This window comes from Chroococcidiopsis sp. [FACHB-1243], from assembly GCF_014696895.1.
Lineage (GTDB): Bacteria > Cyanobacteriota > Cyanobacteriia > Cyanobacteriales > Chroococcidiopsidaceae > Chroococcidiopsis.
In genome coordinates, this window is the sequence record NZ_JACJQX010000028.1 from 17,621 (window position 1) to 42,421 (window position 24,801).

A 24,801-nucleotide genomic window follows, 5' to 3' on the forward strand; every position below is an offset into this window, starting at 1 on the left:
AAAAAGTACTAGTTACTCACAAATGACAAATAACTAATGACAAATGACAAATGACTAACTATCGAATTGTGTTTCGCAAAAACATTGGAGTATTTCAATACAGTTAGCGATCGCGCCTAAATGAGCAATTTCATATCCGTGAGTATTTTGCGTTGGAAATGCCAAACACGCAGCACGCGCAACGTGTCCGAATTTCATGGCAATCGAAGCGTCGCTGCCAAACCCGCTGAGGGTTGCTAACTGCAAGGGAACATTCTTTGCTTCTGCTGCATGACGCAGTTGTTGGTTCAAACCTTCATCGTAAATTCCATAACCATCTTGAGACAAAATTACAGGCGCTTCCCCAGACTGAATTGGATATTCTGAAGAGAGAGGGCAGATTTCTAAGGCGATTAATCCATCCAAGCGTTGCTGCTGCGTGAAATATAGCGCCCCAATTGCTCCCACTTCTTCTTTTGCCGAAGCTACCAAATAGATATCTACTGCTGGTTGTTTAATTCTCTCAGCTAAAGCCAGCAAGATCGCGACGGAAGCTTTGTTATCTAAAGTGTAGCTGGCAATATGGTCTTTTAATCCGATCGGACGCTTGCGATGCTTGCCAATTACCATCCGCGTACCCGCACGAACTCCCGCAGCTGCGAGTTCTTCAGGAGTACGCATAGTTTCAATCCAGGCATCTTCCCATCTTACAGGCGTATCTTCCTGCTGCACTTTTTGGGGCGACTCGTGGGAAACGTGGCGAGAACCAAAGCTGAGAATGCCGCTAATAGTTTCGTTGTCTCCCAGCAGATCCACGACTCCTTCGCCATATACCCAAGGGAAAGCACCACCGAGTTTTCTGACTTCTACGCACCCATCATCGCCTACATGCTTGACAATTGCGCCAATTTCATCTTTGTGGGCAGTAATCGCGATCGCACCTTGGGCATCTCGCCCAGGAATTTTGGCAATAATATTGTCAGCACGATCTAGCCACACTTCTACCCCCAAGGCAGAGAAGCGATCGAGCAAGAATTGATTAATTTCTGCCTCGACTCCACTGGGAGAATGATGCATAACTAATTCTTCGATAGTGGTAAATAGGCGATCGTAGTTAGACACGAAGGATTAATGAGAATGAGGTGTAGAGATGTTGTCTGCAATGCCTCTACAGTAACAAGAGGTGAGCGATTAACTCCATCGATCTTCGATAATTGTTCCTCATCTCTTGTTCTTGTATAGCGATACCGTAGTCCCTGCCGCAGTACCAAGGGTAGCCAACATGAATACATTTAATCCAGCGGTTGATGATTCAGAAGATGATTTAGCAGTAGATGCAGATTTGAGGCTAGATAAAGCTAATTCTCCTACTAATGCATGGACTCCAGTTGTGGGGTGCAATCCGTCCCAGAATAAGTACTCGTTAGGGTTGCTGCATATGCTTGTTCGAGTCAAGCAAGTATCGGTGACATTGGTAAGTCCAAACTCAGATGGATTGGCGATCGCGCGTCTGAATAGAGAATTCACGTCCACTGAAACAATATTAGTATTGGTTCTCTTATTCAAGACTTGCAAAGTTGCTGCCAAACCAGTGTTATGAAATTGAGTTAAAGCGTTCAGGTTGTTAGCAATTTCTGCATTATTCCTAGTAGCGGGAATGCGTCCCAAATCCGGTAAATTTACTACTAAAATATGTCTTGCCCCGCGCTCTGCGAGAGTACTTACTGCTGATGTAATATTGTTAACTGGCACGAACGGATCGGTGACTCCGCCTCCTAAATAGTCATTTGCTCCCACCCAAATGACATAAAGCGCTCTGCGATCGGCTTTGGTATGCTGAGCTTTAAAATTCTCTAGCTGCTGCTGCAATCCTGGTAAAGGAGGTGTGTTGGGAGGTAGTGGGGCAGTAGTGTTATTCTGGCCTGTAGTGGCTCCACCAAAAGCGTAATTCGTAAGGCGATCGCTACTCAAACCTAAGTTATTCGCCAGATAATCTATCCAGACTGGACCGTTAGAGAAACGTCCTTCATAGTACGGCGGACTGGGAGGAATGTTTCTAGCTGTAGCTTGAAATGTATTACTCGTGTCGGAAAGACTATCGCCAAACACGACGATCTGACTGAAAGGAGTTTTTGCTTGTGCTTGTAGGGGGACAATACACGAGCCGATCGCAAGTCCTGTAGCGAGAATTTTGTTTCTAACGTTCTCTTTTTTTGCCATCTAATTTTACCAGGGAGCGCACGAGCGCACAAGCAGAGGGAGAATTTATTCCTAATTCCGACTTCTGACTCCTGACTCCTGACTCCTGACTCCTGTTTGCTGACAACTGACAAAAAATTCTACCATTAGTTAGAATCATCTTCCCTGCTAGACATACAATCATCCTTGGTATACTACAATGTATTACAGGAAAGATAGCACGATTTTTTCGAGCTATCTGCCAACAACAGCCTTAAGTCAGCACCACAATCTATGACTAGCATTGCCAGATCGTCGCAAACTGAAGCTGTAGCACTCGCAGCCTACGACCTGTGGAAATCCTATCGCGATCGCCCAGTCGTGCAGGGAGTCAACTTCAGCCTCAATCCAGAGGAGATTGTAGGCTTGCTCGGTCCCAACGGTGCGGGAAAAACGACAATTGTGAGAATGCTATACGGCTCTGTCAGACCTGATCGCGGCTTCGTCCAGTTAGGGCAAAATAGAATTCAGTTGCAGGGACGAGCAGCTAGAGCAAAAATGGGAATTGTCACTCAAGAAGACAATCTCGACCCCGACTTTACAGTTTGGGAAAATTTAACATATTTCGCCCACCACTATCGAATTACCGGAGCGGCAGCGCGTCAACGTGCCGGGGAATTGTTGGCTCTGGTAGGATTAGAAGACCGTGGTAGCTCTTTAGTTGACGAGCTTTCAGGCGGGATGAAGCGGCGGTTGGTGCTAGCACGTGCTTTGATTAACCACCCTCAAGTCGTATTTCTCGACGAACCGACGACAGGACTCGACCCAAATGCACGACAAGATTTTTGGCGTTTGGTATTGCAATTGAAACAAAATGGTTGCGGAGTGCTGTTGACAACCCATTATATGGATGAAGCACAACGGCTGTGCGATCGCTTGTTGTTACTCCAGCAGGGCAAAATTCTCGATCGCGGCACGCCCGCAGAGTTAATCGAACGTACAGTAGGTTTAGAAGTGGCGGAAATTATCGGGATTCCTGAATCTACGATTCAACAGCTTGCCCAACAAGCAGGTACTTGGTATCACCCATTTGGCAATAGCTATTTACTTGGGCTACCAGCAGATCCCCAATTTTGGCAGCAGCTCCATACCATAACACCAACTCCGCCCATTCGTCGTCCCACTAATCTCGAAGATGTTTTCTTACGACTGACAGGAACAGCACTGGCATGAAACGGATTTCAGTTACGGCTTGGGGTATATATTCTGTCTGGCATCGTCATGCCAAGGTGTATCAAAAAACTTGGTTAGTTAATAGCTTGCCACCATTATCCGAGCCTTTGATCTATTTAATTGCATTCGGCTACGGTTTAACCCCTCTGATTGGCGATGTAACTTATCAAGGGCAAACCGTTAGCTACTTACAATTTATTGCCCCCGGCATGATTGCAGTAGGGATACTTTTCCAATCTTTTTTTGAAGGTGCTTTCGGTAGTTTTATCCGTCTGAGTTACCAAAAGACATGGCAAGCACTCCTCACCGCACCCCTGAGTTTTACTGAAGTCTTCTTGGGCGATTGGTTGTGGGCAACCGCAAAAGGCTCAATGGCAGGAATATTGACTGGTCTAGTTGCAATGAGTTTAGGTCTGTACTCAGGTTGGCATTTGCTAGGATCTCTACCTTTAATTATCTTGGGTAGTATGCTCTTTGGTGCGTTAGGGCTGTTTACTGCGGGTACGGTGCGGACTGTGGATCAAATTAACGTGCCAATCTTTTTATTTGTCGTTCCCATGTTTACTCTGTGTGGCACTTATTTCCCACGCAATACCCTACCACCAGTTTTGGGTTACGTCGCTAATATCTTACCCTTATCGGCACTAGTTGACCTGCTGCGTTGGTCGCTGGGCTTACCTCAATTCTGGTATTTACAGGTTGTGTGGTTACTATTGTGGTTGAGCGTTTTTACTGTATTGGCTTGGCGACAGATTTATCCGCAGTTAATTCAATAGTTGAACTGAAGCATCTCAGAATACTTCTAGCGATCGCAACTGATAAAATCGGGATGACTGGATTCGAACCAGCGGCCCCTTCGTCCCGAACGAAGTGCGCTACCAAGCTGCGCTACATCCCGCGATCGTTTTGAGTCATTTAGATGACTCAACCTCAAAGCATTGTAACATACCTGTCTACCTGCTGAAATTTCGCTTTTGGGTCAGACAGGGGATGAGGTACATAGATCTGTAGGGGCGCACAGCTGTGCGCCCCTACGCATGTATTACACCTGCATGGAAAACGCTATAGAATTTCAATGTTTCTGTAAAGTTTGAAATTTTCTATATAAAGAAGTACATGGATCGACTAAAATAAGTAAAAGTTTTCGCAGAGAGAACAGCTTACTATTTGCGCGATGAAATAGCAAGAGTGGCTCTCAGGAAAACTTGATTATACATATCTTTCTACGCGAGAAACCGAGAAGAAATCGCCTGAGCTTTTTGGCTCAGGCAACTTATAACCTGGTCCACTTCTTCAGACTACTTCACGCTAATTTAGATCGATAACAGTAAATTTCCCTAAAACCGATGGAGTAGTTACTAATAAAATCAGTATAAATATGGTAGCTATCTAATTCTCAAAGCTTTTCCTAGCTTTTCAATGAGAAATTATTCAGATTCATGCAGACTTTATGCAGCAAAAAATAGGGATATGGCATAACTAAATCCCTATACGCATGTCAGGCAGCGATAGATCGAACTGTGATGCTAATTCAATCGAGATAAAAAAAAGATTCAATCTGCGCTCTGAATAATTTGTCACTGTGGCTCGTTAAATGACAGTCGTTCGCCAAACTCTTCATTGTAGCCTTCTTCACCGTGTTCGCTAATATCCATACCTTGAAGTTCTGCTTCTGGTTTGAGTCGCAATCCTACGGTAATATCCAAAATTTTCATTAAGATAAAAGTCCCGATCGCAGCGATCGCGTAAGCAATTAAAACTGCAACAATTTGAACGATAAACTGGTGGAAATTTCCCCGTAACAAACCATCTTTACCAGCTGAATTAACTTCCGTAGTAGCGAAGATACCCGTGAGAATTGCGCCCACTGTTCCGCCCACACCATGCACGGGAAAAGTATCGAGGGAATCGTCAAATTGCAACTTTGCTTTAAAAGTGACGGCATAGAAGCAGACTAAAGCGGTGATACTACCAATCAGAATTGCTGCTAAAGGCGTGACAAATCCCGCAGCAGGCGTAATACCTACTAAACCAGCTACAGCACCAGTAGCTGCACCAACAGCGGTAGGTTTGCCTCGCAACACCTTTTCTAGAATCAACCAAGTGAGCGCTCCCGCTGCCGCACTTGTATTTGTCGCCACAAATGCCACTGTCGCCAAGCCACCGGAAGCTAGCGCACTGCCAGCATTAAACCCAAACCAACCAAACCAGAGTAAACCCGCACCGAGCAAAATGAATGGGACGTTGTGGGGAGGAGCAATTCGGTCGGGATAGCTTTTGCGCGGTCCCAAAACATAAGCTGCAACGACGGCGGAGACTCCAGAACTGATATGCACGACCGTACCACCAGCAAAGTCGAGCGCACCCATCCCACCATATAAACCCAGCAAGCCGCCCTTTGCCCAGACCATGTGAGCAAGTGGGGTATAAATTAGGGTTGACCATAGCAGTACAAACAAAGAGTAAGCCGTGAAACTCATCCGCTCCACGATCGCCCCAGAAATCAGTGCAGGGGTGATAATGGCAAACATGGCTTGATAAATCATGAATGCCTGATGGGGAATTGTTGGGGCATAGGACAGCACTTCTGCGGGGTTTGTCCCTTTGAGGTAGTCGGTGGTTTCTAACCCGACACCATTTAACCCAAACCACTGCAACCCACCAATAAAAGGTAGTCCAGGGGCAAAAGACAGGCTGTAACCCCAAAGTATCCAAGTCACGCCGACGATCGCCATTAGCAAGAAGCTCATCATCAGCGTATTCAGGATGTTACGCGATCGCACGAACCCACCATAGAAAAAGGCTAGTCCTGGTGTCATCAACAAGACTAAAGCAGCCGACATCAGCATAAATGCCGTATCTGCTGCGGTTTGCGCGTTGGCGATTGCTGCATTTGCGTCACTCGGTGCAGCAACTGCTTGTCCCGCAAGTGAGAATATTAGCCCAAAGACAATCGCGATCGCGATCGAAACTTTTTGCAACACTAATTTTTCCTTAGACTTCCAACAGTTGTAAAACAATTTCATCTATGCCGCGCGGATACCATTCCATCAATATTCAAGCAATGATTCTGTGTTTTGAAATACATTTTACCTGCTGTCATCCTTCTTGCGACAGATCGATAAAAAACCTGCTATGAGTTCACTTGAATTGAAACTGACAGCAGGTTATTTTTACTCAACTAGCTACGAACTAGAAAAAGTTTAGTAAAAAAGCCTAATAAGGATTGCTGGACACATCGCCAGTCCGCTTACCCATATTAGTAGTACTACTATCAGCAAACCCACTCACATCAGTTTCTTTAAGAAAGCCACTGTATGCCTCCATACCGTGTTCGCCGATATCCAAACCTTCAAATTCCTCTTCAGCAGTCACGCGAATTCCCAAAGTTGCCTTCAGCGCTAGCCAGAAGATAGTGGATAACAGAACGGTTATACCCCCAACGGTGATGACACCAATGAACTGCGCCCATAGTTGTGAGAAACCACCACCGAGCAGCAATCCTCTCGCAGGTCCTAATCCGTCTTCATACAAGTTCAGCGCTCCACCTGGACCTTCAGCAAATAAACCCACGCACAGAGTTCCAAACACACCGCAGACAAGGTGAACGGAGGTTGCACCTACAGGGTCGTCAATTTTAATTTTGTCGAAGAAGGTAACGGAGAAGACAACAATGATACCAGCAATTAGACCAATTACCGCCGACCAAGGTACGCTCACGAAAGCACAAGAAGCAGTAATTCCCACTAAACCCGCCAAAATACCATTGATAATCATGGACAGGTCAGGTTTACCTAAGTAAAGCCAAGCAACGGTGGTAGCAGCAATACCACCCATAGAGCCAGCTAGGTTAGTCGTGACTGCAATATGAGCAATGCTGGGGTTAACTGCCATCGTAGAACCAGGGTTGAAACCAAACCAGCCCAACCACAGAATTAAACAGCCTAGAGTGGCAATACTCATGTTATGCCCTGGCATTGCTACTGAAGTACCGTTTTGGTATTTCCCGATCCTAGGTCCTAAGAACGCCGCACCCATCAAAGCCGCCCAGCCACCAACCGAGTGAACTACAGTGGAACCAGCAAAATCCCAGAATCCAGCTTTTACCAACCAACCGCCACCCCAAATCCAGTGACCTGTAATTGGGTACGCAATCCCGACTAACAATACGCTAAAGATTAAGAAGTCAACAAACTTGATCCGTTCCGCTACAGCACCCGAAACAATCGTAGCAGCAGTACCAGCAAATACAAGTTGGAACAAGAACTTGGCAAGCAAGGGTACTCCTGCCCAGTTGAGCGCACCAAAAACCCCTTTGTATGCATCTGCCGTTGCCGGACTGTTATCTGCTCCCGCTAAGAACCAGCCAGTCGTACCGATGAAGGGATTGCCATCGCCGAACATTAAACCAAATCCAATCGCCCAAAATGCCACGGTAGAGAGGGCAAATACGATCAGGTTTTTCGACAAGACGTTAACAGCGTTTTTCTGACGGCAAAAGCCAGTTTCCAACATACCGAAACCAGCATTCATAAAAAACACTAAAAAGGCAGCAATACATACCCAAAGAGTATCTATTCCTACCCTGAGATTTTGTAATTCCTCCGCTACTTTATCTTGACTTGCAGGTGCGGCATCTTGGGCAATTGCGGCATAACCCCACGCCAGCACAATAACTACTGTTAGGGGAATGCAAGCCTGCCAAGAAGGAGACAATCGCTTCACCGCTAACTTTAGCTGCGTGAATAGAGATGTATGCTGAGATAAACGCCTCATTCCAGCAGCAGGCAGCCGCTTTCTATTTATTCTGCGTTTATTTTTGGGTCTTAGTTTTAACGTCATCACTTGTAACTATCCTCAAGCGGGCAAAAACTCTATAAAGTGGCTGATTAGCTACCAATTCTCGATTCAGAAGCGGCTATATTTAAACTCGATAACCTAATGCTGTCGATCGCGTGGTGTCTTTTCAGTTGTAAGCTAACTACCACAAAACTTGGCGCTACTCATAGCTGTAGGTTTAAATCTACAAAAAAGTATGTATACACCAGTATGGGCAGATTGAAGTCAACACTTTTACCCGTGAAAACCATTAGCTTGTTGTGTATTAGAATTAAAATTTTGTATTTTTTCTATTTTTGATTCTGTATCATTAGTTACATTAAATCAAGATTTCCTGACAAATCTAAATACAGCAAAATGCAGCCCAGAAAATTCAAACAATGCAACTAGGGCAAAAGTATTGTCAGTAATGGGATTGAACTCAACTAAGTGCTTGGACTGATGCGCTCTCAGTGACTTGACTTCAGATCGCTCCATCTCCGTCCAAATCCTTAAATCTCAGTATATTTTATTGCATATCACTAAGTATATTTAGGTAGGCAACCCTTTTGGTTGCACTTACCTTTGCATCATAGACATCACTCGTGCTTAACTAGAATGTTCGTGGTTTCAATTGATAGTTAGCCCTTGTCGATCGCCACAAGTCTGGAATTGAGCTACATGCCAATCGGATTCAATTTATCGCTTATCTGGCTTCACGTAAAGCAGCGAACAAAAAAAGGATCGCCCTTTGAACGAAATATTACCTGTTGTTTGATACCTGTTATTTGATACCAATTTTTGTAGGCAGGTTGAGATGACTGTTATTCATGCTTTCAGCACAAACTCGGAGATGATGAACTACAAATTAGCGATGTATTTTTGATAACCTATCTGTTCTAACTTTGCCTGCTTTTGCATCACAGTATTTGCCAAGCTTTGGCGATATTGTTGTACCTTTGTCAATAACTCTGGTTGATGAGTTGCCAGAATTTGTACGGCTAACAAACCAGCATTTTTCGCATTACCGATCGCCACTGTAGCTACAGGAATCCCCGCAGGCATTTGCACGATTGAATAAAGCGAATCTAGCCCCTGTAAGTGACGGCTAGCTACAGGAACGCCAATCACGGGTAGGGGTGTGAGAGCAGCAACCATACCTGGTAAATGGGCAGCACCACCAGCACCAGCAATAATGACTTTAAGTCCGCGTTGGTGAGCAGATTGGGCATACTCTACCATTCGTTCTGGGGTACGGTGGGCAGAAACGATCGCCACTTCTACGGCTAAAGCAAATTCTTCGCAAACTGCGATCGCATCTTGCATCGTCGGTAGATCGGAATCGCTACCCATAATAATGCCAATTTGGGGTTGAGTCATAAGAGGAGTGAGGATTGAGAGATGAGGAGTGAGGAATGCATTGGTTCGACCTGGCGAGAAATAGAGAGATAGGGTTAGTTATAAACTAAATTGGCACTGGAATTGAGATAGATTTTTTGGATAAGGGTGGCTAGATCGATGACTCATGCAGTAGATATTATTAATGCCCGCGTGCCTGGTTACGCCCAATTGCAGGGAATTCGGATCGATCTACACGGTCAAATTTCCTCAATTGAACCGATGGATCGATTTATTAAAAAAATTCCGCCTGCCGATTTGCGAATTATCAACTTAGCAGCAGATCGGATATCTTTAGGCGGAGTCGATTTACAGATTAACGGGGCGCTAGGCTTAGCATTTACAGATTTGCAACCGACCGATATTGATAAATTACAAAAAATATCCGAATACTTGTGGAAACAAGGCATAGATGCTTATTTACCCACACTAGTCACGACTTCTGAAGCCAATATACAGCGATCGCTAGGCGTTATTGCTGACTATATGCAGCAGCAAACCACATCTCTACCAACTGCCCAAGTCTTAGGAGTCCATCTTGAAGGACCATTTTTAAACCCGCAAAAGCGCGGCGCTCATCCAGCAGAATACTTATTACCGCTGACAATTCCACACATTCAGCAACTTTTAGGCGAATACGCTCGTATAGTCAAAGTTATCACCCTCGCCCCAGAATTAGATCCCACTGGCGAAGCCATAACTTATTTGCGTTCTCTCGGTATAACAGTCAGCCTCGGTCATTCCCTTGCCACGGCAATTCAGGCGGAACAAGCCTTTAAACTAGGGGCAACAATGGTGACTCATGCTTTTAATGCTATGCCGGGACTCCACCACAGAGAACCTGGGTTGTTAGGTGCTGCCTTGGTACATCCTCAAGTGAAGTGTGGGTTAATTGCTGACGGACAACATATTTGTCCTACAATAATTCAAGTATTACTCCGCGCTGGCTGTTACGAACGAGGAATCTTTCTCGTCAGCGATGCCTTAGCACCTCTAGGGCTTCCAGACGGTGTTTACCCTTGGGATACGCGGCAAATAGACGTGAAAAACGGTACGGCTAGACTGTTCGATGGTACTTTGGCTGGTACGACTCTACCACTACTCGTAGGAGTCCAAAACCTAGTTCGCTGGAACCTTTGTGACGTAGATACAGCGATCGCACTTGCCACCACCGCACCGCGACAGGCGATCGATCTTCCCACTATTCAACTCGGTACTCCCTTTCATCAACTCCTACGCTGGCAGATAAAACAGGACAGCAAAGAACTGACGTGGAAGAGATTGCAGTGACATATAGTGATAAATTTAAGGTTTGTGAACCAAAGTAATAATCTATCTATATGACTGCAACAGACGATAAAACAATTGTTAAAGAATATTTCAATACAACGGGATTCGATCGCTGGCGACGGATTTATGGTATCAGCAATGATGTTAACAAAGTCCAACTCGATATTCGCAACGGACACCAACAAACTGTAGATACTGTTATTGGTTGGTTGCAAGCAGATGGCAATTTATCAGAAATATCTATTTGCGATGCAGGATGTGGAGTGGGTAGCCTGAGCATTCCTCTGGCGCAGGCTGGTGCTAGAGTGTACGCTAGCGATCTGTCAGAAATGATGGTATCAGAAGCCAAAGACAAAGCTAAAGCAGAATTGGGAGATTTGGTCAAGAATCTGACTCTGACCGTGCAAGATTTAGAAACACTGAGCGATCGCTATCATACTGTGATTTGTCTTGATGTTTTAATCCATTATCCTCAAGAACAAGTAGAGCAAATGATTTCTCATCTTTGTTCTTTGGCACAGACGCGCATAATTTTGAGTTTTGCTCCAAAAACTTTTGCGCTTAGTTTGCTGAAAAAAGTTGGTAGTTTCTTTCCTGGTGCAAGTAAGGCTACCCGTGCTTATTTACACCCAGCATCAACAGTCATCAAAATTTTAGAAAAAAACGGTTTTTCCGTGCAGCGTCAGGCAATGACAAAAACTCGCTTCTATTTTTCTCGTTTAATAGAAGCAACTCGAAAATGATTTCCAAATCGGAATTAATTATAAAGCCAGCAAGTCCTTGAATTAAGAGATGAAATAATAAGAAAGTCTGGAATATAGGTTATTGGCTGATGGGTCAATTCTTTCTGGCGATCGCTGCTATATTTGGTGGTTTATCTGTTGGTGTAGGAGCCTTTGGCGCTCATGCTCTAAAAGAAAAATTAACTGAGCGATCGCTAGAAATTTTTGAAACTGGTGCTAGGTATCAAATGTATCATGCTCTAGCACTTCTACTAGTAGCTTTATTAATTAGAACCAGTGGCGAACAATTTGCTCAGCCTGCGTTGATAGCTGCTGGCTGGAGTTTTATGATTGGAATTCTAATTTTTTCCGGCAGTTTGTACGCCTTAAGCTTAACAGGAATTAAGGTCATCGGTGCAATTACTCCAATAGGAGGAGCAGCTTTTATTGCTGGGTGGGGTGCATTGGCGATCGCTGCCTTAAATCATAAGTGAGTCGTGAAGAGTGGCGCTTTGGCTGGTAGCTACTCACAAATAACAAATTCATCTGTCGTAAGTTGAAACCTCCATATCTGTCTTTAGCAAGGTTAAGTGAGGCGATCGCTGCACTAAAACTATGAGAGAGGTTACAAAAGTTTACCTCGCCAGCTAGCAAGCAGCAATTATTGCAATCGGAGAGTTTTATGACTTACGCGACTGATGAAAGCACAAAGCGATCGCTAGAGCAGTTTAGCCGTTATGATGCTGATACTCAACTTGGATTGTTGTGGTTTGGGTATCTCGACCTTAAAGATAAGCTAACACCTGCAAACGAGACTTCTACACAAGATACCGCAGCAGCAGTATTCGATCAATTTGTTGCACTGTCACAAGAAGAACAACTGCAAGCACAGCGCGATATTGTTAATCGTGCTGACACAGATCTTAGCCGTGCCTACAGTGCTTTGGCTTCTAGTGGCAAATTAGATCTTTGGTTGCGCTTAGCACAAGGAATGGAAGACGGTAGAATTATCGGCGTACCATCTGATTACGAACTACCCGCAGAAACAAATGAGTTTGTAGAGCAAATCAAGCAGCTTGAATTTGAGCAGCGACTGAATTTTATGCGTAGCGCTGTTGTCGAGATGGGTGCTAAATAAGCGATCGCCATTTTCAGAACAATAAGACAACACGTTAAATCGTAAATAACCATTGGGGCACACGGGTAGGGGCGCACAGCTGTGCGCCCCTACTTATGTAAAATATGATTTAGCGATCGCAGGTAATTATTATGAGTTCCGCCGCAATTCTCCAAAACTACATTAACGGTGAATGGTGCAACTCTAATGCAACTGAATATCTAAAAGTCATCAATCCTGCCACAACCGAGTTACTCGCTCAAGTTCCCTTGGGGACATCCGCAGACGTAGATCGAGCCGCTACCGCTGCTGCTAACGCTTTTAGTAGTTGGCGACGTACGCCAGCCACGGAGCGAATCCAATACTTATTTAAACTCAAAGCTCTATTAGACGAAAATTTTGAAGACATAGCTCGGACAATTACTCAAGAATGTGGCAAGACTCTAGAAGAGTCAAAAGGGGAAATGCGTCGAGCAATTGAGAATGTGGAAGTTGCCTGCGGCATCCCAATTTTAATGCAGGGACAGTACTCTGAAGATATTGCTAAAGGGATTGACGAATTTGTTATCCGCCAACCTGTAGGAGTTGCCGCAGTTATTGCACCATTTAATTTTCCTGGAATGATCCCGTTTTGGTTTCTACCCTATGCGATCGCCTGTGGTAATACATATATCATCAAACCTTCAGAGAAAGTCCCGCTGACAATGCAAAAAGTCATGCACCTCATAGAACAAACGGGACTACCAAAGGGTGTTGTCAATTTGGTTAACGGTGCAAAAGAAGTTGTCGATGCGATTTTAGATTCTCCAGTGATTCGGGCGATTAGTTTTGTCGGTTCTACACCTGTGGCTCGATACGTATACAGTCGCGCCACTGCCAACGGGAAACGCGCTCAATGTCAAGGAGGAGCAAAAAACCCAGTCATCGTATTGCCGGATGCAGACATAGACATGACAACTCGGATTGTTGCTGATAGTGCTTTCGGTTGTGCGGGACAGCGTTGCTTAGCAGCTTCCTTGGCAGTAACTGTAGGAGAAGCAGGAAAAATCTTTCCAGAGGCGATCGCTCAAGCTGCAACTTCCCGCGTTGTTGGTTACGGTTTAGATCCAGGCGTACAGATGGGACCTGTAATTACGGCTGAAAGTCAGTTGAGAATTAAGCACTTAGTAGAGCAAGGCATCGCCGCAGGTGCAAAACCATTAGTAGACGGTCGAGAGTCGCTAATTTCTGATTATCCTGACGGTTATTTTATTAAACCAACAATTCTACAAGATCTCGATCCAGCAGGTGCGATCGCCCGCACTGAAATTTTTGGTCCCGTTTTAGGACTTATTCACCTCGATACTATAGATGCGGCGATCGAGTTCATCAACAGCGGTCAGTACGGTAATATGGCTTGCCTGTTTACCTCTTCTGGTGCAGCTGCACGAAAATTTCGCTACGAAGCCGAAGTTGGTAATATCGGGATTAATATTGGTGTTGCCGCACCGATGGCATTTTTTCCCTTTAGCGGTTGGAAGGAAAGCTTCTTTGGGGACTTGCACGGACAGGGACACCATGCAGTTGAGTTTTTCACCCAGACTAAAGTTATTGTAGAGCGCTGGCGACAAAATTGGTCGAGACAGTTTTAGTCGAAATTTAAGTTGAAATGCCTCAGAAAGCCAGTGTTGGTGACTCTTTGAGGCATTTCTCATCGTTACATGATGTATGGCTGTGCTATTCCCAGCAAATTTTAGCTAAATCTCTAGCTAGCAACTGTAACTTTACCAATCATTCCAGCACCACGATGAGGTTCGCAGTAGAAGGTGTAGTTCCCAGCAGGAGCATCAGCGGGAATAGTGGTTGAGACTGATTGACCTGGGGTCATCAGTAATTGCTTGTGGGATAGAGATTTTGCCAAATCTGCACTCTTATTAGGAGTGCCAGCTGTATCAAAGACAACGTTGTGGGGAGGCACTTTGTTGTTTACAAATTCAATGGTGTCCCCTGGCTTTACAGTCAGCTTGGATGGCTCAAACGCCAGCATCCCTTTATCTGTACCTAACTTAACTTGAAAAGTTTCAGCAGCGGCAGGGGCAGAAAAGAATGCAAAGCTACTAGCAACCAAAACGATTGTTAAAACAGCTAAACCCAAGCGCCGCAAAGTTGCAGCAAATAGTTTCATGACCTTCTCCAAACAGGTTTGACAATTTGTCATACTTAATTTTATCAACTATGGATGTTAATTCTTCATTCTCTTTCTAGCTAATTTATTCTCACTCTCACGACATAGGGAGAAAGGCAGAAGTCAGCAGTCGGAAGTAGCCCATAACTGGTTGCTGTGAGGTGGTTGCTGTGAGGCGATCGCCTGTGCTTTTGGGTTCAACAGGTGAAACCCGAAGCCACAGCTTTTAATCAATCTGTAATATCTTCATAATCGAGCTAGCAGAAACACGGAAGAATTTCCAAAATTTTAAGCTTATTTTAATAAATAGAGATGCGCTCCTAGAACTATAAGTAGCTACTGCTAATTGCAATTCAGCCGCACCGGATAAATTTGGTGATGTTCAATAGCGGCTACCCAGTCATTTGTGCTTCATCTTTACCAAATGACAAATAACCAATGACAAATTTATTGTCAGCTTTATCTAAAATTTCTATTTGACCATATATGAAACAATTACTGAGGCTGTTTCTTCCCCTTGCTGGAATAGCTCTATTTCAGACAACCGCGATCGCTCAAGAAGCAGATGGATGTTTTATGCTTGACTCTGCCGGACAGACGATTGACTTATCTACTGTTTGTGGTCTACCAAAAAAAAATTCGGCTCATGCTAACGAATTTCAAGCAAAAATCAAGCGTCGCGAAAGTGGAATACCAGTTATTGACGTAACTTTTAACGGTCAGCAAAAATTTGAGATGCTTTTAGATACTGGGGCTTCTCAAACCACCATCACGACTGAGATGGCACAATTACTAGGAGTCGTTCCAATTGGTACGCACAAAGCACAAATTGCCAATGGCGATATAGTAGAATTCCCCATTGGACGTGTAGCTTCTATGAGTGTCGGCAAGGCTATAGTTCGTGAACCAAAAGTTTCAATTACTGAAGGAGATCCACTATTGGGACAGAACTTCTTTGAAGATTATGACGTAGTAATTAGGCGAGATGTAGTGGAATTTCAGCCACGTTGATCGGTTCTTGCAAAAACTCGGTCGTACTGCAAGACAATTTCTGCAATGACTTGAGTAATACTCTTACCATCAGTAATCACCTCAACCGCTCCAGCCGCTTTTTTTAATGGTGCAACCTCGCGATTGCTATCCTGCCAATCTCGCGCGGCAATATCCCGTTCTAGTTGTTCCAAGCTCACCTGTGGCTGTCCCTGAGCTAAAAAGTCTTGCTGCCGCCGTTTAGCTCTTTCTTGCACGGAAGCCGTTAAGAAAATTTTCAGGTCGGCATCGGGAAAAACCTGCGTGCCGATGTCTCGTCCTTCTGCTACTAAGCCGCCTTTTTGTCCCCACTGCTGCTGTTGCTTGACTAAGACTTGCCGCACTTCTGGAATTGCCGCGATCGCAGATACATTTGCCGTTACTTCCAAACTGCGAATAACTGAAGTCACTTCGCGATCGTTAATCCAAACTCTTACGGGTTGTGCTGCATCTAGGCTAGCAGCCAGTTGAATTTCACACCGATTTGCTAATTCCGCGATCGCACACCGATCCGTGACTGAAATTCCCGACTCTAAAACCAACCACGTTAAGGCGCGGTACATAGCTCCCGTATCGAGGTAAACTAACCCCAACTCCCGCGCTACCGACCGCGATACAGTTGATTTGCCGACTCCTGCCGGACCATCAATGGCGACAATCGGCTGGCGATCGCGCAAGATTATATTATCGATTAACCGCGTCGTTCCTACTCTTGCGGCTACCGCGATCGTGCCTGCTTCCTCTACTCTGTTCACTGGTCGTAACGTATCAGGATGTACTAACTCCAGATACTCTACTGCCACTCCCTCAGCTAGCGCAAGTACTTGCTCTACAGTTGTTAATAAAGTTTGGCGATCGCGCTTTCCGGCAACAAAAGCTTGTTGTGCTTGCTGCAAACCGCGATATATATATGATGCTCGTTCTCTTTGTTCTAGAGTTAAATACTGATTGCGAGAACTCATTGCCAATCCCGATGCTTCCCGCACTGTAGGACAGCCAACGATCTCAACTGGCAAATTTAAATCTCGTACCAACCGCCGAATAATGGCTAACTGCTGTCCGTCTTTCTGACCAAAATACGCTCGACTCGGCTGGACAATATTTAACAATTTAGTCACGATCGTCGCCACACCCTGAAAATGCCCTGGACGCGATTTCCCGCACAATACTGAGGTCATTTCTTCAGGTGGGATGATTTGAGTTAATTGGTAATTGGTAATTGGTAATTGGTAATTGGTAATTGATCCCTCAGCTTTCTTCTCCGCTTGTCCTCCAACACCGAGATCCTCGGCAGTGGGAGCAAAAATAACGTCAACACCTGCTTGTTCGCAGAGTTGGCGATCGCTCTCTAGTTGGCGCGGATATTGTTGATAATCTTCTGTAGGTGCGAATTGCAGTGGGTTGACAAAAATACTGACCACTACAAAGTCATTTTCCTGCCGCGCCCGTTGCATCAAGGTTAAATGTCCGGCGTGTAAAGCACCCATCGTCGGAACTAAACCGATACTAATCTCAGCTGAAGCAGCTAGATTTCGCTTAGCTTCTGCTTTCAACACGCTTAAGTAACAGCGTAACGCTGCAACCGTTGCAAACAGACGCACCAATACCCCCTCTGTTTTATTCCAACCACACCCTATTGTAGAGCAGGATAAGAAAGCTGAGGGGGCGTAAAGAAGTCGTGAGTCGTAAGTCGTAAGTGTTTTTACTTATGATTTTTGACGAGCAGTCACCAACCACTAGCCACTAGTCACTAGTCACTACCTTCCCAAGATTTCAACTCGCACGGGAGCAACACCCGAACCAGCCATGCCGAGAACGCGAGCGGCGGCGGCGGAAAGGTCAATAATGCGACCGCCAATGTAGGGACCGCGATCGTTGATGCGGACTACAATCGAGCGACCTGTTGCCGTGTGGGTGACTCTTACTCTCGTCCCAAAGGGTAAGCTTTTGTGGGCAGCGGTAAGGGCATTTTGGTTGTATGTTTCGCCGTTAGCCGTGCGATTTCCGTGGAAGCCAGGACCGTACCAAGAGGCAACTCCATTCAGGACGGCGCGCACTGGTGCGAAAGCAATATTTTGTGGCTGCGATCGCTTGGGTTCTGGCATTCCTGCCACTTCTTTGAGGGGCGGAGCATTGCCTAAGAGCCGTCGCAAGCGGTTAGTGGCTTGTAATGCCTCGTCTGATAGTTTTTTCTTATTCTGTTCTGGTAGTCTGGTATCCGCATCAACTGCTACCAGTTTTTTGCCGTCGATGGCAATCTCATAGCGTTCTGATACTTTTTTGGCATTGGATTTGCCAGTGTCTTTCCATTTGACTGTAATTTTGCTGGCATCGACACCATCTGAACTCATTTGATTGAGTCTAGCTGCTACTGCTGCTGCTTGCCAAATGGGAGCGTTCTTGGCTGAAGTTGGCTCGACGCTGGATAACTTGCCTGTGGTTGCTACTTGGGTTGATTTGTCAGCAGCATCTTCGGCACTCTGGGTTTGTCCGACTTTGGTAGCGTTTGCTGTCTGTTTGTCGCCTAAAAACGTCAGTACGGGTATGTTACGCACGTACAGCGTCACTGCTTGGCGATCGCCCCTTTCGTGGGGTTGGATTCTGGCGATCGTGGCTTCTTTAGCTTTAGATTCGCCTCTGGACTGGGTTTCGCCTACTTTCTCAACATTCTGCGGTTGAGCCTGCACTGCTGAGGAGATCTCCTGTCTGTTATCTCTTGAAGAATCTGCATTCAGCGATTCTGCATAACATGACAGGGGTACGCCTACGGCAGTAGTAAGCAGAGCAACGGTTGTTAATAAAATTTGCTTTTTCATGCTTCCGTTGTGAATTGCACTCCTCGACTTCGGCAAGAGTTACGCGGGGACACCACTTGAATGGTCTCAAATTAACCCACTAACTCGTACTCATTACGCTTTTATGTTGAAGTTTCAACTGCAACAGACTACCACGAAGTTTTTGCATTGAGGATCGGTAATGTCAAGGGGAAATTGTTAATTTTAATAAAAAGTTTTTGTAAAGCAAAGCATAAAACCATCGCAGAGAGGCAAATTCAGCTTTTCTGTGTCTCTAACCAGATAATTTATTTTTTAATAAAATTAATATTACTTAAAATACTTAAAAAAGAGTAAAAGTAAATAAATATTGGTTTAAAACTTAACTTTTTAGCTATAAAGTGATATTTAAACAGGCGATCGCCCTCAAGCAACACGTAGTATGCTAATGCTGTCGCGCAGCAAAATTAAGATAAAATGCTGATGCGTGAAGCGGAGCTATCTGCCGCATTGAGGAAACTGGCAGCATGGATTATCGAGCAGCAGGAGTTGATGTTGAAGCTGGTAGGGCGTTTGTGGAAGGCATCCGTCAGCTAGTGCATCGCACCCATCGCCCAGAAGTGATTGGAGGATTGGGGGGTTTCGGAGGTTATTTTCAACTCCCTAGTGGTTACACGGAGCCAGTTTTAGTCTCTGGGACAGATGGAGTTGGCACAAAATTGAAACTTTCTCATGCACTTAATCGTCACGACACGATAGGAATCGATTTAGTGGCGATGTGCGTGAATGATGTACTGACTTCTGGAGCAGAACCGCTGTTTTTCTTGGATTATTTAGCAACGGGAAAGCTCAACTCAGAGCAACTGACACAAGTAGTTAGCGGCATCAGTTTGGGATGTCAAAAGGCGGGGTGTGCGCTGTTGGGGGGTGAAACCGCTGAAATGCCTGGTTTTTATCAGGCAGGAGAGTACGATTTAGCGGGTTTTTGTGTGGGAATTGTCGAAAAGAGCAAGTTACTCGATGGTTCTAGGGTACAAATAGGGGATGTGGCGATCGCGCTTGCCAGTCAGGGTGTCCACAGTAACGGCTACAGTTTGGTGCGAAAAATTGTTGAGGTGGGGGGATATGCTTGGAGCGATCGCCCAGATGAGTTTTCCGGTCAAAGTTTAGGAGAAGTTTTCTTAACACCAACGCGGATTTATGTCAAGCCCGTATTGGGTGCGATCGCATCTGGGATCGAAATTCACGCAATGGCACACATTACAGGTGGAGGCATACCGGAAAATCTACCTCGTTGTCTGGGTACAGGGCAATCGATTCGCGTGGATGTGAATAGTTGGACAATTCCCCCAGTCTTTCAGTGGCTGGCGAAAGTTGGTGGAGTCAGTCAAAAAGAGATGTTCAATACTTTTAATATGGGGATTGGCTACGTGGCGATCGTTCCTCCCCAAGCTGTAGAAGAGACGCTGCGGTGGTTTGACTCTCAAGATGTCGAGGCATTTGCAATTGGAGAGGTTATTGCTGGTAGTGGAACCGTTGACGGTATACCTAAAGACTGAAATTCTCAAGGTAGAGAAGCGATCGAGAATATACCTAAAGACTGAAATTCTCAAGATAGAAAAGCAAGTGATGATAATATAATTGTCATGAAATTTTAACTTTTGTGACAATCATTGCTCTGCCAATTTTTGGCTCTGACTCTCTCAGCCTAGTTGCTAAGTTTTGAGCATCTAGCTCTTTAGGGTGGGCAGTGAGTTGAAATACTCAAAATTTATGCCAAATCGCAAAGAACAGCTTGAGCATTTACCTCACGCTGAAGTAGCCGATCGCACAATTCGTTTAAAGCAGCATAACCGTCTGTTTGCTTTACTGTCGCTGGCTGCGGCACTAATTTTTCTGCAAGGATATACGATCGCTCCCTTGATTCCGCGTTTGGCGGAAGTTTTTAACGTTCCAGTTCAAGAAATTGGCATTATCGTTCCAGCCTATATGCTGGCTTACGCGCTGATGGCATTGTTCTACGGCGTGCTGTCAGATCGATTTGGCAGATGGTCGGTGATTCGCATTTCTCTAATAATTTTTGTCATCTGCACAGCTTTGACTGCAACAGCTCAAACAGCTTCGCAAATGGTAATTTGGCGACTGCTGACAGGACTGGGAGCTAGTGGAGTGATTCCACTCACGTTTGCCTTGATTGGTGATTTGTTTCCATTCGACCAGCGAGGTAGTAAATTAGGGCTGGTTTTCGCAGCTATGGAAGGAGGAATGGCGGCGGGTTCTGCGGGTGGCGCGATCCTCGAACCGTTTGTGGGCTGGAGATCGCTATTTATCGGGACGGCTGTTTTCGCTGCTTTCGTACTTTGGCGGCTGCATCTTTACGGCGCTTTATTCGATACAGCCAAAGTAGAAAAATTACCGACGATTCGCCAGATATTTAGGGGATACAGCCAGATCTTAAGCAGTTTTCGCGGCAAACGAACTTATGCCTATGTTTTATGGAACGGCATCTACCACTCTGGCGTATATACATGGCTGGGGTTGTACTTGGCGCAACGCTACAACATGGATGCATTGAGCATTGGTCTGACTATTCTCGGCTATGGTATTCCTGGATTGCTGCTAAGTTCTTTAATTGGTCGAGCCGTGGATCGTTGGGGACGGCGTTGGTTAGTTCCAGCAGGATTAATTATGGCAGCCTTAGCGGGAATTGCGATGATTTTTGAGATTCCTCCCATTGGAACGACGATCGCAGTTCTCGTTTTATCTTTAGGGTACGACCTGACGCAACCTTTATTTGTGGGTATCGTAACTGACTTGGGAGATAGTAATAGTTTAGGTCAAACAATGGGACTGAAAGTGTTTGTCCTGTTTGCTGGATTTGGCATTGGCAGCCTGATATTCGGAGAATTGTTACGGTTTGGATTTGGAGCGTCACTTGCCGTTTTTGGTGGTATTCAGTTGATTAGCGGCGCGATCGCAATTAAGCTATTCTGGCAGGAAGTTCCATATCGGTTGCGATCGAACTTCTAATTAGCAAGCTATATAGAGATTAACTAGCTACCTTTGCTATTTATCCTTGATTCCTATCTTCTATGTTCTTGAGAGGAGAATTCAACAATTGCTTTGCCCTTTGGATGCGATAAAGATACAGAGAACTTTTTTGATTTTCAGCTTCTATTTGAGCGATTGTGTCATCCATTAATAGCGTCAGTGCTTCAAGCTGTCGGCAAGTTTCACGTAAACGATTGACTGACCGAGCAAACGCATCTTTATTTGGCTGTTGAATTCTCTGTGTCATGGTAGATTCAAATCTCTTCTAACTTCTTGAATGCTAGCATCTGCTGCTGCAAGAGTTGCTTGAGCTTGCTCAATTGTTATTTCTAATAAATCTAGGATAGTAGTGGACGCTAGTGGTTGAGATTCCCCAACCCTTAACAGAATTCCGTGCAGACGAGAGTAAGGATCTGTTAGCCGTTCTCTGAGATTGTCAAGTTGTTCAAGCGTAGGTATTGTTTGTTCTGTCTCGCCATACTCCTCTAAAATTGCCCAGCCTACTGCTGTTGTTTGGTTAATTAGCTGCCACAGTTGTCGCTTTAAGCTGAAAATTGTGTCTATAGTTTCGTCAGGTAAATTTGCCATAGGCTAGATCCTGTAGTAGTAACAGCCTATGCCAGTATGTCATCTTCTGCGTGGAAAAGCGCGAGCTAACCCCTACGAATTCCCCCAACAGCCAGACGACAACTATAACTGCAATAATTCTAGAATCAGCAAAGTCCTTCATGCGGCGGTCATGGCTCAACGTTCTCGCTTTTATAAACTCCTCAGTTACCTGCGTCCCCACTGGAAACAAGTTCTCATAGGGGTTGTGGCTTTATTTGTAGTTAACGCCGTCGGGGTATACATTCCGCTACTAATTCGCGACATTATCGAGCGACTTCAGGGAGAATTTAGGTTCGAGCAAGTCTTACAGTTTGTCGGATTGATAATTGTTTTGAGTTCTGTCATGTGGGTAATCCGCATGGTATCGCGGATTGCCCTGTTTGGTGCGGGACGACAAGTCGAATTTGACTTGAAACAAAAGCTATTTCAACATCTTCTGAAGCTGGAACCTACCTATTTCAACACAAATACAGCGGGAGATTTGATCAACCGCGCTACGAGCGATGTCGAAAATATTCGGCGGTTGGTCGGTTTTGCAGTGCTGAGTATTGTCAACACGATCTTTGCTTATGCGTTGACGCTACCTTTCATGTTGCAAATTAATGTCGAACTGACTCTTGCTGCTGTAGCAATTTATCCAGTGATGTTGATCGTGGTACAGTTATTTAGCGATCGCCTCCGTAACGAACAAGCAGAAGTCCAAGAGGAACTATCTGACATTAGCGAATTAATTCAAGAAGATATGAGCGGGATGGCATTAATTAAAATCTACGCTCAAGAAACAAACGAACGCCTAGCTTTTCGGCAAAGTAATTCTAGGTTATTAGGGGCAAATTTAAAACTCGCCAAAACTCGTAATACTTTGTTTCCCCTAGTTGGAGGTTTTTCTTACGTTAGCCTGCTCTTATTATTGTGGTTTGGAGCGGGAAAAATTGCAAATAACAGTTTAAGTGTTGGTGATTTTATAGCACTCATACTTTATGTCGAAAGACTCGTTTTTCCCACCGCTCTACTTGGGTTTACAATTACAGCTTATCAAAGAGGAGAAGTCAGTATCGATCGCGTTGAATCTGTTCTGGCTGTCAAACCTCAGATTTACGATAGACCTGACGCGATTTCATTACCAAAAGAAGAGATAAAAGGAGAGTTAACAGCACGCAATTTGAGCTATACATATGCTGGCTCTGGTACACCATCATTACAAAATGTCAGCTTTTCTATTCAGCCAGGAGAGACAGTCGCAATTGTAGGACCAATTGGTTCGGGAAAATCGACATTAGCAAATGCTTTACCTCATCTTTTAGAAATTGATCCAGGACAATTATTTTTAGATGGGCAAGATATTACTCAAATTACATTGAAAGATTTACGCCGCGCGATTGCCTACGTACCACAAGATAGTTTTCTCTTCAGTACCACGATTAAAAATAATATTCGATATGGCGATCCGCTCGCAGAACAATCTGATGTAGAATACTGCGCCAAGCAAGCTCAGATCCACCCTGAAATTCTCAATTTTCCACAGCAATACGAAACAATTGTGGGCGAACGAGGGATTACCCTTTCCGGTGGTCAAAGACAGCGTACAGCGCTTGCTAGAGCTTTGCTTGTCGATGCTCCGGTACTAATTTTAGACGATGCCTTATCTAGCGTTGACAATCAAACTGCAACAGCGATTTTAGATAATCTTTCCACAGGAACCGATCGCAAAACTGTGATATTTATCTCTCATCAGCTATCAGCTGCGGCTACTACCGATCGGATTTTGGTGATGGATCGGGGTGCGATCGTTCAATCTGGGACACATGAAGAACTAGTTCAAAAACCAGGTTTATATCAAAATTTGTGGAACCAGCACCAATTACAAGAGATTTTGCAATAAACCCGAACTAGTTGTAGTAGAACGCGCCAAAAGCCAGTGCAATAATGATGGGGATAATAATTGGCAGAGCAACTATCAATCCCCATTTACCAAACCGAATTTCTTGACCGTCAGACTTTAGCAGTGCAATGACACCCGCAGTTCCCATCACAACCCAGATACAACCAAAGACGATGAAAATAGCGAATTGAGAGTCTTCCATATAGTTGTCATTGGTCATTAGTCATTGGTAAGAGCGGAATTTCTATAATGGCGATCGCAGGCTAGCGAAACCTAACTTTTTCAGTTGAACACAATAGTAACAGTTTTGCCTCTCTCTCAGGATGCGATCTGATGGTATGATGAAGCCCTCAGTTAAATCGGTTCTAGCAGGGAGCAGCTGCTAGAGGTAATGGGGAAAGTTCGGTGTAAGTCCGGCGCTGTCCCGCAACTGTAAATCTGTTGTCATTAGTCATTAGTCACTGGTCATTGGTAAATACAAATGACTAATGACCATTGACTAATGACACTCTAAAGTCAGAATACCCACCGATAGAAATTGTTTAACTCACATCCTT

At 44.8% G+C, this 24,801-nt stretch carries 22 protein-coding genes, 1 tRNA gene and 1 riboswitch; of the genes, 11 read left to right on the forward strand and 12 right to left on the reverse strand.

Translation table 11 applies throughout. The annotated features are described in order from the left end of the window. Positions 1-54: 54 nt before the first annotated feature. On the reverse strand, positions 55-1,101 hold the full coding sequence (locus tag H6G17_RS20375; RefSeq protein WP_192160283.1) for a M42 family peptidase: 1,047 nt from the start codon (positions 1,099-1,101) through the stop codon (positions 55-57). Positions 1,102-1,200: 99 nt separating this feature from the next. Further along, positions 1,201-2,199 carry an SGNH/GDSL hydrolase family protein gene (locus H6G17_RS20380; RefSeq protein WP_192160285.1) on the reverse strand — a complete coding sequence of 333 codons (999 nt, stop codon included), beginning with the start codon at positions 2,197-2,199 and terminating at the stop codon, positions 1,201-1,203. Between the two features lie 252 nt (positions 2,200-2,451). On the opposite strand from H6G17_RS20380, the gene H6G17_RS20385 reads away from it, so the two are divergent. Next, complete coding sequence (locus H6G17_RS20385; RefSeq protein ID WP_192160287.1) at positions 2,452-3,390, forward strand: ABC transporter ATP-binding protein; 939 nt, start codon at positions 2,452-2,454, stop codon at positions 3,388-3,390. Continuing rightward, complete coding sequence (locus H6G17_RS20390) at positions 3,387-4,166, forward strand: ABC transporter permease (protein WP_192160289.1); 780 nt, start codon at positions 3,387-3,389, stop codon at positions 4,164-4,166. Before H6G17_RS20385 ends, H6G17_RS20390 begins: the two co-directional genes overlap by 4 nt. A 48-nt stretch (positions 4,167-4,214) precedes the next feature. Here the strand turns inward: H6G17_RS20390 and H6G17_RS20395 are convergent. The 4 genes from H6G17_RS20395 to purE form a co-directional block, all read right to left on the reverse strand. Beyond that, positions 4,215-4,288: transfer RNA gene (locus H6G17_RS20395), tRNA-Pro, on the reverse strand. A 679-nt stretch (positions 4,289-4,967) separates the two neighbouring features. Beyond that, positions 4,968-6,374: an ammonium transporter gene (locus tag H6G17_RS20400; protein ID WP_347276455.1), complete on the reverse strand. Its 1,407-nt coding sequence runs from the start codon at positions 6,372-6,374 to the stop codon at positions 4,968-4,970. Positions 6,375-6,606: 232 nt separating this feature from the next. Next, complete coding sequence (locus tag H6G17_RS20405) at positions 6,607-8,232, reverse strand: ammonium transporter (RefSeq protein WP_192160292.1); 1,626 nt, start codon at positions 8,230-8,232, stop codon at positions 6,607-6,609. Between the two features lie 837 nt (positions 8,233-9,069). Further along, the gene (gene purE / locus H6G17_RS20410; RefSeq protein ID WP_192160295.1) at positions 9,070-9,588 is read right to left on the reverse strand and encodes a 5-(carboxyamino)imidazole ribonucleotide mutase; all 519 of its coding nucleotides are present in this window, start codon (positions 9,586-9,588) and stop codon (positions 9,070-9,072) included. 138 nt (positions 9,589-9,726) lie between these two features. On the opposite strand from purE, the gene nagA reads away from it, so the two are divergent. From nagA to H6G17_RS20435, 5 genes are all read left to right on the forward strand, one after another. Continuing rightward, on the forward strand, positions 9,727-10,896 hold the full coding sequence (nagA, locus tag H6G17_RS20415) for an N-acetylglucosamine-6-phosphate deacetylase (protein ID WP_192160297.1): 1,170 nt from the start codon (positions 9,727-9,729) through the stop codon (positions 10,894-10,896). A gap of 50 nt (positions 10,897-10,946) precedes the next feature. Further along, the gene (gene bchM, locus H6G17_RS20420) at positions 10,947-11,639 is read left to right on the forward strand and encodes a magnesium protoporphyrin IX methyltransferase (RefSeq protein WP_192160299.1); all 693 of its coding nucleotides are present in this window, start codon (positions 10,947-10,949) and stop codon (positions 11,637-11,639) included. A gap of 89 nt (positions 11,640-11,728) precedes the next feature. After that, the gene (locus H6G17_RS20425; protein WP_192160301.1) at positions 11,729-12,112 is read left to right on the forward strand and encodes a DUF423 domain-containing protein; all 384 of its coding nucleotides are present in this window, start codon (positions 11,729-11,731) and stop codon (positions 12,110-12,112) included. A 188-nt stretch (positions 12,113-12,300) separates the two neighbouring features. Next, positions 12,301-12,756 (forward strand): orange carotenoid protein N-terminal domain-containing protein, encoded by a 456-nt coding sequence (locus H6G17_RS20430; RefSeq protein WP_192160303.1) that lies wholly within the window; start codon positions 12,301-12,303, stop codon positions 12,754-12,756. Positions 12,757-12,887: 131 nt separating this feature from the next. Continuing rightward, positions 12,888-14,366: a CoA-acylating methylmalonate-semialdehyde dehydrogenase gene (locus tag H6G17_RS20435; RefSeq protein WP_192160305.1), complete on the forward strand. Its 1,479-nt coding sequence runs from the start codon at positions 12,888-12,890 to the stop codon at positions 14,364-14,366. A 113-nt stretch (positions 14,367-14,479) separates the two neighbouring features. Here the strand turns inward: H6G17_RS20435 and petE are convergent, their stop codons facing one another. Further along, positions 14,480-14,899, reverse strand: coding sequence for a plastocyanin (petE, locus tag H6G17_RS20440; protein ID WP_192160307.1), 420 nt, complete (start codon positions 14,897-14,899; stop codon positions 14,480-14,482). Positions 14,900-15,385: 486 nt separating this feature from the next. Here petE and H6G17_RS20445 point away from each other — a divergent pair, with 486 nt between their 5' ends. After that, positions 15,386-15,910 carry a retropepsin-like aspartic protease gene (locus H6G17_RS20445; protein ID WP_192160309.1) on the forward strand — a complete coding sequence of 175 codons (525 nt, stop codon included), beginning with the start codon at positions 15,386-15,388 and terminating at the stop codon, positions 15,908-15,910. On the opposite strand, the gene H6G17_RS20450 is transcribed toward H6G17_RS20445, so the two are convergent. Continuing rightward, on the reverse strand, positions 15,898-17,529 hold the full coding sequence (locus H6G17_RS20450; protein WP_192160311.1) for a bifunctional pantoate--beta-alanine ligase/(d)CMP kinase: 1,632 nt from the start codon (positions 17,527-17,529) through the stop codon (positions 15,898-15,900). The genes H6G17_RS20445 and H6G17_RS20450 overlap by 13 nt on opposite strands. Positions 17,530-17,685: 156 nt before the next feature. After that, on the reverse strand, positions 17,686-18,744 hold the full coding sequence (locus H6G17_RS20455) for a septal ring lytic transglycosylase RlpA family protein (RefSeq protein ID WP_192160313.1): 1,059 nt from the start codon (positions 18,742-18,744) through the stop codon (positions 17,686-17,688). Between the two features lie 485 nt (positions 18,745-19,229). On the opposite strand from H6G17_RS20455, the gene purM reads away from it, so the two are divergent. Both purM and H6G17_RS20465 read left to right on the forward strand, forming a co-directional pair. Continuing rightward, on the forward strand, positions 19,230-20,261 hold the full coding sequence (gene purM / locus H6G17_RS20460) for a phosphoribosylformylglycinamidine cyclo-ligase (protein ID WP_192160315.1): 1,032 nt from the start codon (positions 19,230-19,232) through the stop codon (positions 20,259-20,261). Positions 20,262-20,475: 214 nt separating this feature from the next. Beyond that, the gene (locus tag H6G17_RS20465; RefSeq protein WP_192160317.1) at positions 20,476-21,732 is read left to right on the forward strand and encodes an MFS transporter; all 1,257 of its coding nucleotides are present in this window, start codon (positions 20,476-20,478) and stop codon (positions 21,730-21,732) included. 40 nt (positions 21,733-21,772) lie between these two features. Here H6G17_RS20465 and H6G17_RS20470 read toward each other — a convergent pair whose 3' ends face one another. After that, positions 21,773-22,000: a hypothetical protein gene (locus H6G17_RS20470; protein ID WP_192160319.1), complete on the reverse strand. Its 228-nt coding sequence runs from the start codon at positions 21,998-22,000 to the stop codon at positions 21,773-21,775. Next, positions 21,997-22,341 (reverse strand): hypothetical protein, encoded by a 345-nt coding sequence (locus H6G17_RS20475; RefSeq protein ID WP_106544271.1) that lies wholly within the window; start codon positions 22,339-22,341, stop codon positions 21,997-21,999. Before H6G17_RS20475 ends, H6G17_RS20470 begins: the two co-directional genes overlap by 4 nt. 151 nt (positions 22,342-22,492) lie before the next feature. Between H6G17_RS20475 and H6G17_RS20480 the strand changes: the two genes are divergently transcribed. Then, positions 22,493-24,244: an ABC transporter ATP-binding protein gene (locus H6G17_RS20480; protein ID WP_192160419.1), complete on the forward strand. Its 1,752-nt coding sequence runs from the start codon at positions 22,493-22,495 to the stop codon at positions 24,242-24,244. 7 nt (positions 24,245-24,251) lie between these two features. Here H6G17_RS20480 and H6G17_RS20485 read toward each other — a convergent pair whose 3' ends face one another. Beyond that, entirely contained in the window at positions 24,252-24,446 is a 195-nt protein-coding gene (locus H6G17_RS20485) for a hypothetical protein (RefSeq protein WP_192160421.1), read from the reverse strand. 141 nt (positions 24,447-24,587) lie between these two features. Further along, a riboswitch (cobalamin riboswitch) is annotated at positions 24,588-24,792 on the forward strand. Positions 24,793-24,801 lie beyond the last annotated feature (9 nt).